The organism is Acinetobacter sp. SFD (genome assembly GCF_001647575.1).
Lineage (GTDB): Bacteria > Pseudomonadota > Gammaproteobacteria > Pseudomonadales > Moraxellaceae > Acinetobacter > Acinetobacter pecorum.
In genome coordinates this window covers 366,872-380,083 of record NZ_LSZJ01000011.1, presented here as the reverse complement: position 1 = coordinate 380,083, position 13,212 = coordinate 366,872, and the positions used below count along the sequence as shown (strand labels likewise).

The 13,212-nt window shown below is 39.8% G+C and carries 10 protein-coding genes and 1 pseudogene; 5 read left to right on the top strand and 6 right to left on the bottom strand.

The features are described 5' to 3' along the window. A pseudogene (locus AY605_RS07165) lies at window positions 1–728 on the top strand (hypothetical protein); the annotation flags it as partial. Between the two features lie 141 nt (window positions 729–869). Here AY605_RS07165 and AY605_RS14875 read toward each other — a convergent pair. The 3 genes from AY605_RS14875 to AY605_RS07150 all read right to left on the bottom strand — a co-directional run bounded on the left by AY605_RS14875 (window position 870) and on the right by AY605_RS07150 (window position 4,318). Next, complete coding sequence (locus AY605_RS14875) at window positions 870–1,661, bottom strand: hypothetical protein (RefSeq protein WP_064095745.1); 792 nt, start codon at window positions 1,659–1,661, stop codon at window positions 870–872. A gap of 289 nt (window positions 1,662–1,950) precedes the next feature. Next, window positions 1,951–2,943, bottom strand: coding sequence for a TauD/TfdA family dioxygenase (locus AY605_RS07155; RefSeq protein ID WP_064095744.1), 993 nt, complete (start codon window positions 2,941–2,943; stop codon window positions 1,951–1,953). A 100-nt stretch (window positions 2,944–3,043) separates the two neighbouring features. Continuing rightward, window positions 3,044–4,318 (bottom strand): flavin-containing monooxygenase, encoded by a 1,275-nt coding sequence (locus AY605_RS07150; protein WP_064095743.1) that lies wholly within the window; start codon window positions 4,316–4,318, stop codon window positions 3,044–3,046. A gap of 292 nt (window positions 4,319–4,610) precedes the next feature. On the opposite strand from AY605_RS07150, the gene AY605_RS07145 reads away from it, so the two are divergent. Continuing rightward, on the top strand, window positions 4,611–5,726 hold the full coding sequence (locus AY605_RS07145; protein ID WP_064095742.1) for an S-(hydroxymethyl)glutathione dehydrogenase/class III alcohol dehydrogenase: 1,116 nt from the start codon (window positions 4,611–4,613) through the stop codon (window positions 5,724–5,726). A 135-nt stretch (window positions 5,727–5,861) separates the two neighbouring features. Here the strand turns inward: AY605_RS07145 and AY605_RS07140 are convergent, their stop codons facing one another. Together AY605_RS07140 and AY605_RS07135 are read right to left on the bottom strand one after the other, a co-directional pair. Continuing rightward, window positions 5,862–6,653, bottom strand: coding sequence for a phytanoyl-CoA dioxygenase family protein (locus AY605_RS07140; protein WP_064095741.1), 792 nt, complete (start codon window positions 6,651–6,653; stop codon window positions 5,862–5,864). Window positions 6,654–6,894: 241 nt separating this feature from the next. After that, entirely contained in the window at window positions 6,895–7,887 is a 993-nt protein-coding gene (locus AY605_RS07135) for an FUSC family protein (protein WP_064095740.1), read from the bottom strand. 465 nt (window positions 7,888–8,352) lie between these two features. Here AY605_RS07135 and AY605_RS07130 point away from each other — a divergent pair, with 465 nt between their 5' ends. From AY605_RS07130 to AY605_RS07120, 3 genes are all read left to right on the top strand, one after another. Next, entirely contained in the window at window positions 8,353–9,351 is a 999-nt protein-coding gene (locus AY605_RS07130) for a putative oxygenase MesX (protein ID WP_064095739.1), read from the top strand. A gap of 42 nt (window positions 9,352–9,393) precedes the next feature. Beyond that, window positions 9,394–10,437 (top strand): methionine synthase, encoded by a 1,044-nt coding sequence (locus tag AY605_RS07125; protein ID WP_064095738.1) that lies wholly within the window; start codon window positions 9,394–9,396, stop codon window positions 10,435–10,437. A 97-nt stretch (window positions 10,438–10,534) separates the two neighbouring features. Next, the gene (locus AY605_RS07120) at window positions 10,535–11,029 is read left to right on the top strand and encodes a flavin reductase (protein WP_064095816.1); all 495 of its coding nucleotides are present in this window, start codon (window positions 10,535–10,537) and stop codon (window positions 11,027–11,029) included. A gap of 119 nt (window positions 11,030–11,148) precedes the next feature. Here AY605_RS07120 and AY605_RS07115 read toward each other — a convergent pair whose 3' ends face one another. Beyond that, window positions 11,149–12,897 carry a tannase/feruloyl esterase family alpha/beta hydrolase gene (locus tag AY605_RS07115; protein ID WP_064095737.1) on the bottom strand — a complete coding sequence of 583 codons (1,749 nt, stop codon included), beginning with the start codon at window positions 12,895–12,897 and terminating at the stop codon, window positions 11,149–11,151. Window positions 12,898–13,212 lie beyond the last annotated feature (315 nt).

Sequence of the window (13,212 nt, the reverse complement as noted above, 5' to 3'; positions counted from 1 at the left end):
TTAAATACCAAGGGAAATTTGCTGCAGGTACTCAGCTTGAACTGGGGTATTTTCCGGGAGATGGAGGAAGTTATTCAGGTCCGTATTCTGAAGATGCGAGCCGTTATACCACCAACTTTGTAAAACCTGAAAATGGCTCCATCACACACCTTGATGAAACGGATATGTTTATTGTGCGGGTGAAGCAAGATATTACTAGTTTACCAGAAGGGGTCTCAAGTAACATCGGCGCGTCTTATTGGTCATCGGACATCGACAATAAAACCTTTGGCACCACAGGTGACCGTCAAGCGTGGGCCGTGTTTGGTAATTTGAATTATAACAATCTTGAGTTGATGGCGACTGTCGGTAGAAACCAGGTCGATAATGCCGATCCTGTGACCCCTAAAGCCTCTTTAATGGGTTCATTTGATGATAACTTTATGGTGGCAAATGAAGGTATGTTCTATACCATCGATTTAGCGTATTCGTTTAAAGATGTAGGTAAATTTAAGAAGATTCAGCCGCACTTTATGTACAGCGAATACGATAAATCTGAAAGTGGTTTCAAAGACTCGACTCGTCATATTTTAGGGGTTTCTGCTTATTATAATGATCTGCTTTTTGTTGCCGATTATATTGTAGGTAAAAATGACTTCTTGATCGGTGGTCCAAGCGATTCGTATGCAACAGGCAGTGCCAATCAAAGCGAAAGTATGCTGAATTTACAAGTATCGTATTTGTTCTAAGTTTTAAATTTGATTGACTTAAAAATACCGTATTTCAGATACGGTATTTTTTTTGGAGAAATCGGAAATTTCTATTTTTGGAGGTACAGGTATACTTCGTATAATCGCCATTATATTAAATAAGTAAAACTTAGTTATTTTTTAAGATGATGGAGCTGAGTTCCATGTGTCTAATAAGCGCCATATTGCATTATCAATATCTTGCCATTTCTCCCAATTATTTAAATTAGTTTCCCATTGAACCCATATACCTCCATACTTATTTGGTTCATAATTATTCCCTATTATTTCAATTGACTCGCCATCTTCTGGCGTTCTTCCTCTTGTATTAACTTTAAGAAAGACACCAGAAACTTTTGGAATATTTGAATCTGCATAACAAAATAGATATTCATCAGAAAAAATCCTCCGATAACATTCCAAGCCTAATTTTTTAAATTTCGAATCAACCTTGACGTACTTCGGAGTAATATTACTAAGAATTACTTTTTTTGTATCAGTATTATTTTCCCTCATTTCTAAACTTAAACCTTTTATTCTCACTCTTACCTGATCTCTATGGTCAGGTGCAAAACTATCCGTAACTTCTATTTTTTCCCTATTTAAAGTTAAATAAAATTCCAATTGTCGATTAGAGTCAGGCATTGGTAAATTATTTGCTTCCTCTTGAGTTATAACTGGAAATTTTTCAGGAATATAGTCAATTGAAAACTGCCCTAAATAATGTTCACGTTCAGGGCGATAAAATTCATTATCAAATTGATCAGGAATATGTTTTCTACGTGGACCAAGCTTTGCTTTTACTATCAAATTTGGATTCTGCTTCCATGTCACAATTTCTCCTTCTCGTAGAATATGTACTTTTTCTTGAGGCTTACAGCCTCCCAGAGCCATTAAACCCATAAAAAAGACTGCTATTTTGAAATTATTCATTTTAAATTTCTTTAATTTTTAAAATATTTAGTAAGTATTTCTAAAATTAACATAATACACGTTATATGAATTAATATTTTTATTTCATATAAATCATAGTCTTATTTTATGTTAAAAGCTCAGATCTACCGATCTGGGCTTTTTTAATAATTTTTTATGTTTAACGCCTAATATTTGAATAATGTTCCACAGTATTTTTTAAAAATCTTAAACATCATTACAAATCTTTCCGTGAACTAATCTTTAAAAAAGAGGCTATTTCAGCCTCTTTTTTATTTTATTCACAATCTTAAGCGACTTGCCCTAAACCTTTAGGAATACCATTACGCCCGGGAAAATCTTTTGCCAGTCGACGTACATTTGGCATCTTTAACCACAAGCGTAATAGTTTACGACGTTTTTTTAGGTCGTCATCATCTTCAAAAGAAGAACGCGAATGCATCACACAATAGTTATTACAAAATTGAATATCGCCCGGTTCAAGCATCATATCCAAACGTAAGCTTGGGTCATGACTGATCTCATCAAAAATATTCAGGGCCTCAATTTGCACTTGAGATAAGGGCATACCACGACGTTCATGCCCAAGTTCAATATAATGACGCAAATATCGACATGCCAATTTACCTTCGAAGTAACTAAAAACTGGTGTTAAAGATGGCTCAACCTCACCCAAATGATCGTACCAAGCAGTATGGTAAAAATAGCCTAAATATTCAGGGAACTGTTCCAAAATTCGGTTATATACAGTTGAAGAACTGACAATACTGCTCAGTCCACCATGTTTGGCCTTACGGATGGATAGTAAACCTACTACATCGCTTAAGTCAGAATGGTAAGGCAAATAATCATTGGTTTCATACACCCGCGTCATTTTTTGAGTCTTGTCACCGATATTTTCCACATAACCAAGCAAATCACCGCGTGCATTTTGCGTCACGGCATCGCCCATATGTAAGCCTAACAGATAATACAGATTGGCCAATTCTGCTTCGCTGTATTTATTGGCATCCAAACCACGAATCACGATAAAACCATAACCATTTTCAAGCTCATTCGAGATCTTCTCAATTTCAGCTAAAAACACAGGATCTTCAATATAAGCATCATATTTGTTAAATTCCGGCGCATTTAATTTTTTGGCTTCAAGCACTTTAAGTGCTTGATCTAGCACAGCCAATATAGGCGGTGAAAGCTGATAGATCCAATCAGTCTGATTTGCAATTTCACTGCCAATCCATGCACATTTATCGGTAATTTTTGATTTTAAAATACTGTTCATAGCACCCCTAAGACATAAATTTTAACTACGGTGGAGACCAACAAAAAAATGCACATATCAGCCGCCCCAGCTCTATAGGTGCATTTCAGTCCATCAGTCCTTAAGCTGAGTGTTTCAATAAATTTTTATCGGTTTGATATTCCTTGTATTTACGCTGAATATCGATATGTTCAGCGATATATTTGGCATCGTGCCATACCCCCCAAATAAAGCTCGAGCCACGACCCGTTAAATAAGGTAATCCTAGGAAATACACACCACGTTGTGGAGAAATTCCCTGTTTCTGAATGGGTTTATTGAACTCATCAAAGGCATCGACCTGTAACCAGCTAAAGTCATAGCCAAAGCCTGATGCCCAAATTACAGTGTTAATGTTGTTGGCTTGTATATCCAGCTCAAGAATTGGGTTGGTCACGCATTCAGGATTTGGCAATAATGTGCGTGCTTGCGGTTCAGGTGGTAAATCCAAACCGTTGTTGGCGATATAGGCATCTGCTTCATCATAGAAGGCCAGTAATGCCGCATCACCCTCATCGAGATTCTGTTTCAGGTTGTTTTTAAATTTCACTGTGTGTTCATCAAAGGATTCGGTACTGCCGACCAAGGTGATGCCCTGTTTTGCCAAGACACGGAAATCGACATTAATCCCGCCATGCGCACCACTCACGGCAAATCCTTTGAGTGGGCCTGTATCGGTACGCATAAAGTCCCACCCCCCCAGCACACCTAACCACCATACATTGTCGCGATTACGATAGGTACGAGGTGGACGCTCATGACGACCCACAGACAGATAGACCTTTTTACCGGCACGATTCAGTTCATCGGCAATTTGCACACCTGAAGAACCTGCACCAATCACGAGAACTGCACCTTCAGGCAGTTGTTCAGGGTTTTTATAATCGTCCGAGTGAATTTGATAAAAAGATGGATTTTGCAATGCCAGGGGTGGAATCACGGCTTTTTGGAAGGCACCCGTTGCAGAGACGATATGTTCGGCGTAAATGGTGCCTTCTGATGTTTCTACGGTATAGCCCACACGACCCACAGATTTATGAACTTTATGAACGGTCACACCTGTATGAATCGGAAGATTGAATTTTTTTGCATATTTTTCAAAGTATTCTGCGACTTGATCATGGTGTACAAATGCATCAGGATCGGCATTGAATTCCATATTGGGGAAACGGTCATGCCAGCAAGGACCATTAGCCACCAAAGAGTCCCAACGACGGGTACGCCAAGCTTCTGCAATCCGATTTTTCTCTAACACCACATGTGAAATCCCTAACAGGGTCAAATGCTCACTCATTGCCACGCCAGCCTGACCTGCACCCACAACCACAGTATCTACCATCAAATGATCTAATTTCATTGTCTCTATCCTTTTCTTCATGCTCACTGTGACAGTGTGCTGATTATTTTTTTGTTTTTTGGAAGCCCGACACTTCACAAAAAATCAAATTTGTTTCGATGGATTCAATATAAGTAGGTCGGTTGAATAGCGAAAATCATATAAGCAGAACATATGAATCAAAAAAACCGAATTGCTTCAATCATCTGAACTTCATATAAAAGTGAAGAGAAATTTTTGAATAAAAATTTTATTGTTTGTTTAATTTTTTAAACCAGCGATACCATAAATTGCAGGATCAGCAGGACCAAATATGAAATCACGTGCAGCAGTTGCTTTTGCTCCAGGACAGCCTTTACAGATTGTGGAACTGGATGTTGAACCGCCCAAGGCAGGAGAAGTCTTGGTCAAAATCACTCATACAGGGGTGTGTCATACCGATGCCTTCACTTTGTCAGGCGCTGACCCTGAAGGTGTATTTCCTGCAGTACTTGGGCACGAAGGCGCAGGTATTGTGGTTCAGGTAGGAGAGGGAGTTACCAGTGTGCAAACGGGTGACCATGTGATTCCACTCTATACCGCAGAATGTGGTGAATGCTTATTTTGTAAATCAGGTAAAACCAATCTATGTGTGGCTGTTCGTGCGACTCAAGGTAAAGGTGTAATGCCAGATGGCACCACCCGTTTTTCTTATCAGGGTCAACCAATTTTTCACTACATGGGCTGTTCAACCTTTTCAGAATATACCGTGGTGGCGGAAGTCTCGTTGGCAAAAGTGAACCCAGAAGCCAATCCTCAACATGTATGTTTGCTTGGCTGTGGCGTAACCACCGGGATTGGGGCAGTGCATAACACAGCCAAAGTCCAAGAAGGGGATTCGGTCGCCGTGTTTGGTCTGGGAGGCATTGGTCTGGCGGTGGTACAAGGTGCACGTCAGGCCAGAGCGGGCAAAATTATTGTGGTCGATACCAACCCAGATAAATTTAAACTGGCAGCAGAGTTTGGTGCGACTGACTTTATTAACCCGAAGGATTATGACAAGCCTGTCCAGGAAGTGATTGTAGAAATGACCAGTTGGGGCGTGGATCATTCCTTCGAATGTATTGGTAATGTCAATGTGATGCGTTCAGCACTTGAATGTGCACACCGTGGTTGGGGACAGTCAATTATTATCGGTGTTGCTGGGGCAGGTCAGGAAATTTCAACCCGTCCCTTTCAATTGGTGACGGGCCGCAAATGGATGGGCAGTGCATTTGGTGGTGTGAAAGGGCGTAGCCAATTGCCAGGTATGGTCGAAGATGCCATGAAAGGCAAGATTCAGTTAGAGCCATTTGTGACCCATACCATGGGCTTGCAACAGATTAATGAGGCCTTTGATTTAATGCATGAAGGCAAATCGATTCGTACTGTTATTCACTTTTCTGAATAACATTCCTTAAGTTAAAAAGCTCCAGTCATTGGGGCTTTTTATCAAATTCAATGTTTCCTCATCCAAATAAAAAAAACCAATGTTCAAACAGGCGAACATTGGTAACAGAGGAAATAACAGTTGTGGAGAGCTAAGTTAGGCTACGAACGGAAACTCATCTTCAGGTAATGCATCCCCCGTAGAGAGCTTGCCAATATATTGCGGGTACTGTGGAGAAGTTTTCCCGCCACGATTGACATAGACTGCATCATCCCCTAACCAGCGGAATGAGACTGCACGTCTTGCATGTTGAGTAGATGCATTGCCTGGCGCGCCATGAATGGTCAGATAATTAAATGCAATCGCATCACCCGGTTCCAGTGCCCAGCCGACAATATTGTAATCTTCACGCTGGCTATCAATATCCGGAAGGATTTCTTCAGGTGTGTCGCCATGATCATAGTATTCACCGTTAAAGCTTTGTGGCTTGAAGTGTTTACCCCATTTGTGCGAGCCGGCAATAAACTCAATGGCAGATTCTCTCGCTACCGGATCCAGAGGAATCCATAGACTTAAGGTCTGCTTTGCATCTACAGGATAATAAGGGGCATCATGATGCCAAGGCGTAACCTTGGATGAACCTGCACCCTTAACCAGTACATGTTCATGAAACATGCGCACACTTTGAGACTGCATTAAGGCTTTGACTATCTTGGCTGCGGGACTTTGTTGGACAAATTCATTGAATGCATCAATGCGTTGCCAGTTACAATAATCTGCCCAGAACTGGCCATGGGTCTGTCCAGGAGTATAGTCACGAAACCATTGACCAGGATTTTGTTGATTGGCTTTTATGCCGGATTTTAACAAACCTACCCAGTCTTTAAAAAAGCCCCGTAAAACCACCACGCCATCTCGTTCAAATATTTCTCTTTCATCTTCCAGCATGCATGCTACTCCTTCATCAGTAGGGAAGAATCTATTTCCATCAATGTTTTTTGATGTTGGAGAAAATATAAGCATCAAAGCGGAAGTTAAGAAATAAGCAATTTAAGAAGTAATGATTCATTTTTTTTAAATTAAACATAGGATTATTAAAAGGTAGAAGAAGTATTGCAACAGCTCTATATCTTGTTCAAGTGATGGTGAGCCTCTCTCTTTTGAATAGCTGAATGAAGCTTCACTCGAATTATTGTCTCAATTTTTTCAGAATCAGACTTGCAATAATGGCAAAAAAACCGCCTATGAATGTTTCGTAAAGTCTGGAAAACGGTACAAAATAATTTGGATGATAGGTATAGAATGTTCTTTCAATTAATAAAATAACAAACAGAGTTGTGCCAAAGCTTGTAAGAGCATTTTGCAGTTTAAGTAAACTGGGTAAGATAAAAACCAGAATTAAAAAAATAAATAAATATAGGTGTGTGTGATTTAAACTAAGCAACTTAAAAAGTAATATAATAAATATGACTGCTACCAAACAGCCAATGAATCTGTCTATTGTTTTTTTGAGAATATTGATTTCTTTAGGTCTTAATAAAATAATAAAAGTAAGTGCGGCCCAATAAGGTTTATATAATGAAAAATGATAGGAAATATAAAGGCTCAAAAAAGCAAATGAACTATAGGTAACTGAACGTTTAAATATTCTCTCATTCGTCAAATATGTGCTTTTTGAAAAAATACCATTTTTAAAAGAATTGTTTTCATACTTTTTATAGCGCAATAGACTGAGTAGCAATAAGCTGATAGTAATCCCTGTTAAGTAGGCATATATTATTTCTATATTTGCATTTTGAAAAACGGTTCCTATACAGGAAAAAATAAGTACAAAAGGAAATGTTCTATCGATATAAGGGTCTTTCCCGTACATCATATAGTATAAGAAGGCTAATACAAAAATATAAAAATAGAACTCAATTGATATTTTTAATAAAAAACCGATACAACCACCCAGTATTGCGAAAGATAATAGAAACCACATATATATTATGTTTGCTTTATCTTCTTTTGCTCCATATACGAGGTTGCTAAAAAGAACTGTGGTAAAACCGAAAACTAAACCAATCACACCAAAAAAATAATAACATATTCCACTATTTATAATTGAAATTAAAAGAAAAACCCCGTTATCATGAAAACTTATCTTTAAAATTAAGTTTTTTTTATTAATTGTCGTCATAAAAATTCCATCTAAAGAATTTTATTAAGTATTTTATTCTACCTTAATCTTTTTCACTCCCTATTTGCTCATATATAAATATATAAAGAAGGTAACTGCTTGTACAATGGGCCCAATTAATTTTTTCTGGTCGTTAAAATTCTTCAGTGAATAAATCAAAAGTTTATAATCATTTTTTAGCCTGTTTTCTAGGCTTCTTATTAAATATTCAAGCGTTAATCCTATTTCACTGCTTCAAAAACATTTAGTCGGTCCATAAGAGGCTATGCATATTTGAGCTTCGGTACATGCAGAGGGGGTAGCTTAGTCATAAGCAACCAGCAAGCTAAAAATGTGCTAGATGAATTTTACTCACCTTTAACTGAATTTATATCGTTTTACTCATCTTGGGATTCACGCTTAAATAAAGCCAGACAGAAATTTAGCTTTTTATATTTTTATAAAAATTTAGGGTGGCATATCTCCATGAGTACAGCATTTCAATGTTCAATTAAACGTATTCGTTTTGATGAGAACTACAAACCAGCAAACAATACACGTCTAACCACCAATTTTGCCAATTTAGCACGTGGTGAAAGCCGTCAGGAGAATCTTCGTCGTACACTTGCGATGATTAACAACCGCTTTAACAGCTTGGCGACTGCCGATAATCCTAGAGGTGATCGTTATTCACTGGAGATTGATATCATCTCTGCTGAAATTGATATTGAGGGCAATGGTCAAACCTTTCCATTTATTGAAACCTTGAAAAGTACCATTATCGACCATCATACCAATGAACGCATTGAAGGCATGATCGGGAATAGCTTCTCATCGTATGTACGTGATTATGATTTCAGTGTGGTATTACCATCACTCGGCTGTAAGGCCAATGAAAAACCTGAAGACTTTGGTGACCTGCACGGCAAGCTGTACCAGCATCTTGTGAATTCAGAAGTCTTTAAAGCTGAATTTAATAAACAGCCCGTGATTTGCCTGAGTGTTTCAACCACGAAAACCTACTACCGTAGTGCGAATGTTCACCCGATATTAGGTGTGGAATACACCAATGATGACTACTCACGTACCGATGAATATTTAAAAAAAATGGGCTTAAGTGTTCGCTACTTTAAACCTGAAAATGGCAATGCACCCTTGGCATTCTATTTTGCGGGCGACTTGCTGCACGATTACACCGATTTTGAACTGATCAGTGCGATCAGCACCATGGAAAGCTTCCAGAAAATCTATCGTCCTGAAATTTACAACACAAATTCATCTGCAGGTGTGGTGTATCAGCCTAGCTTGAGCTATGGCGACTATTCATTAACTCGCATTGTCTATGACCGTGTTGAACGTGGGGAGCTGGCGGTCAAACAAGGTAAATGGACAGAGGAAAACTTCATTAAGCCGTATAAAGACATTCTGGATGAATGGGCTGTCAATTTTAAAGTAGCAACGGCTCAGCAAGACAACGCTGCCTGATAGATCACATATATAAACGAATTTAGAGAAAGAAGATTAGACATGGCACTTTTACAAGCTAAAAAGTTACTCCCGACCTCTACAGCAGGCAGCTTGCCAAAACCGTCCTGGCTGGCAGAACCTGAAAAGCTTTGGTCAGCTTGGAAACTCGAAGGTGCAGAACTACTAGAAGCGAAACGTGATGCACTGAAACTGTCCTTGCATGAACAAGTCCATACCGGCATTGATATTGTCAGTGATGGTGAACAGACCCGTCAGCACTTTGTGACCACGTTTATCGAGCATCTTGAAGGGGTAGATTTTGAGAAACGTGAAACCATGCGTATCCGTAACCGTTATGATGCCAGCGTACCTTCAGTAGTCGGTGAAGTTTCCCGTAAAAAAGCAGTGTTTGTGGATGATGCGAAATTCCTGCGTAGCCAAACCACGCAGCCGATCAAATGGGCACTGCCAGGTCCAATGACCATGATTGATACATTGTACGATGGTCACTACAAGAGCCGTGAAAAACTGGCATGGGAATTTGCCAAAATTCTGAACCAGGAAGCACTTGAATTAGAGGCAGCAGGGGTTGATATCATTCAGTTTGATGAGCCAGCATTCAATGTGTTTTTTGATGAAGTAAATGATTGGGGTGTAGCAACTTTAGAGCGTGCGCTTGAAGGTCTGAAATGTGAAACTGCTGTACACATTTGCTATGGTTATGGCATTAAAGCCAATACCGATTGGAAAAAGACCCTCGGCAATGAATGGCGTCAGTACGAAGCAGCCTTCCCTAAACTACAACAATCAAAAATTGATATTGTATCGCTTGAGTGTCAACACTCACGTGTGCCGATGGATCTGATTGAGCTGATTCGGGGTAAAAAAGTCATGGTTGGTGCGATTGATGTTGCAACCAATCAAATCGAAACGCCTGAAGAAGTTGCCAATACACTGCGTAAAGCGTTGCAATTTGTGGATGCAGACAAACTGTATCCATCAACCAACTGTGGGATGACACCGTTGTCTCGTCAAGTGGCTCGGGGCAAACTCGAAGCACTTAGCGCAGGAGCTGCGATTGTTCGTCAGGAGCTGGGTGCTTAAAAGAAGCATGGCTAAACCAGAGTAGGGTGAATGATCCGTAGATCATTTACCTGCCTTTGAGTGCAGGCACATCGTATATATAATTGAGATGAAAGAGATGATTGAAGCAATAGACTTTAGAAATGCAATGTCCTTGTTAACCACGTCTGTGAATGTGATCACGACCCAAGGTGTAGCAGGAATGCATGGCTTTACCGCATCGGCCGTATGCAGTGTGACTGATACCCCACCGACATTGCTGGTCTGTATGAATCAATCCTCTCGTTCACATGAACATTTCATTAAAAATAAAGTACTCTCAGTCAATGTACTCAGCACGCAGCATGAATACATCTCCAATGCATTTGCTTCAAGCAAATTTAACTCTGAAGATCGCTTTAAACTCGGTAAGTGGAGCACGCTTGAAACAGGTGCTCCAATTTTAGATGATGCTTTGGTGAGCTTTGATTGCCAGATTGAAGAAATTCAAAAAGTGGGCACACACAGTATATTTTTATGTCGTGTCATCGCGATTAGACAGAGTCAGCAGGAGGAAAGTCTGGTGTATTTTAACCGTGCGTATCATCAGGTCGGTCAATTAGAAACTGTTTAACTTTCCCTCGCTACAATGTTCTAGCCCTTATCGTGTTTAAATCCAGATAGCGAATTAAAACTGGAAGAAATAAAAGTTATTTCTTCCAGTTGAGTAAGCGTTTAAGTGAAGTGTAAAAGCTATCGAGCACAGTTAAAGCTTTCAGCTTTTTCGCTATCTCCCCGACCGCTATAACGTGCAATTAATGGGTATGGACAGAGTGGGCGGGTCCGGTTTGGTGCCCAGTTTGACGGGATTTCAGAATTAATGTCTCCACTCGGATTACCTGGACCGCGTGCAGTGGCAATAATACGGTCAGGTTTTTCACCATATTCCACCCATCTGACCAGTGCAGTCAGTCCATCAAACTGGTCAGTAGCCACACCCTGAGAAACATGGTTCATACCCGGAACCCGGAAAAATCGTACTGAATTCTGTATAGTGGCTGAATAACGTTGCAAAAGCTGATCATACCAGTTTTGTGATTCCTTCTCGGAGGTAGAGCCATCCGCTACTGCATGTACTACCATAATTTTACCTCCTCTTGAAGTGAGAGGCGTCACATTTAATGGATCAGGTGGTCCCATAAAAGCAGTTGAGCTTTCCTTATAGGTGTTATCTGTCCTGTATAGCTTGATAAGGTCAGTATCGAAATTATAATTCAAGATATATTCACTCGGTCTTTCCAATCCTAATAAATTAGGTGGAGTCTCGAACACAGTGCCTAATACTCCAGCACTACGATCTAAAGCGCTAAGAGGTGCTAGTTTCAAATTGGCCCATTTCTGTCCAACGATTCCTGGATCATAAGGTTCACTGACATAAAATTTTTCACCTTTAGAGTTTACAGGTGTATCAAATACAGCAGCGATAACCTGTATCTGTTCTGCTGACAGGCAGGTTCCATTACGTTCTCCCTGACACACCGGAACATCTCTTTGGATATTAAATTCTGATTGGCATCGGTCTACATCCTGTACCATGCCATCTACAATACCATCCAGCTTGTCACATTTATTTAAGACAGAATCCGCTACAACTTTTCTTTCAGCATCGGTAAAAGCTGTTATTGTCTCATCAATTTCCGTAGCGACTTTTCGGAGTTCTTTAAAATCATAAATTTGTGCTATTGATGAAAGAGGCGGCTCAAAGGAAGGCGAGTTGGCATAAATACCATCATATTCCCTTGGTAAGCGTGTAGCTGCATTCAGCGCCAGATTTCCACCTCGTGAAGCGCCACCTGCATAAGATCGGTCTGGCAGTTTGTCATAGCTAAACCTGATGAGCTGCTTTGCCATCGGGGTTAACTTGATCATCGAGTCATAACCATAATCAAGCCTGGCCTGTGGGTCTATACCAAAAGTAGTAATTTGTTCAAGTGTATGACCCATATCTGAGGAGATCACAGCAAAGCCTTCATATAAGGCATTGGTGAGTGGCCCCCCGCTTCCAACATAACCTAAGGCTGGAATGAGTTCTCCACCAAATCCACCATTGGCCTGAAAAAGAAAGCGGCCACTCCAGTCCAGAGGAAGACGCATCTCAAAACCAATTCGATACTCTTGCCCATCTATAGGACTGATTCGTGGAAACATATAGCCTGTGACTACACAATGGGCCCGAATGGGTTTTTCAGCTACAGTCACAGCACCCGCAGCCTCAGCAGTGGCTGAAGTAATCGTGGTATTGGCATATTGAAATGAACCCAGCTGTTCACACCGTTTCTTTATTTTAGCTCCAACAGCAGGTGATAATTGTGGTGTTTGATTAGAAGGAGGATTACCTTGATATCTGTCATTGTCATTATCGCCACCACAGGCTGCCAATAAAAAAGAAATCATCATAAGCAGGCTTAATCGGGATAATATATTGTTATTTAAATCATTCATTTGAAGCTCCATCTTGCAGTAAAACTAAATGGTTGAGTGACTTCATAGAAATATATTGATATTTAAATAGCCTGTTTCATTAAATAAAAGTTTTAATTATCAACAAGATCAAGAGTAATAACTCAAGAGTTATGAAGGCTGTTCTTATTTTAGCAATACTTAATGCCTGAAAGTGAGTCACTTTCAATATTTAAAGTTTTGTTACCTGATTTAATAAAACAGGAAGAGATGTGTACCTGAATCAGGATGCCCTTGAGTTAGAAGCAACCTTGCAAAGTGTAAGTGGAACAACTATAGAATTTCAAATTCCTCACT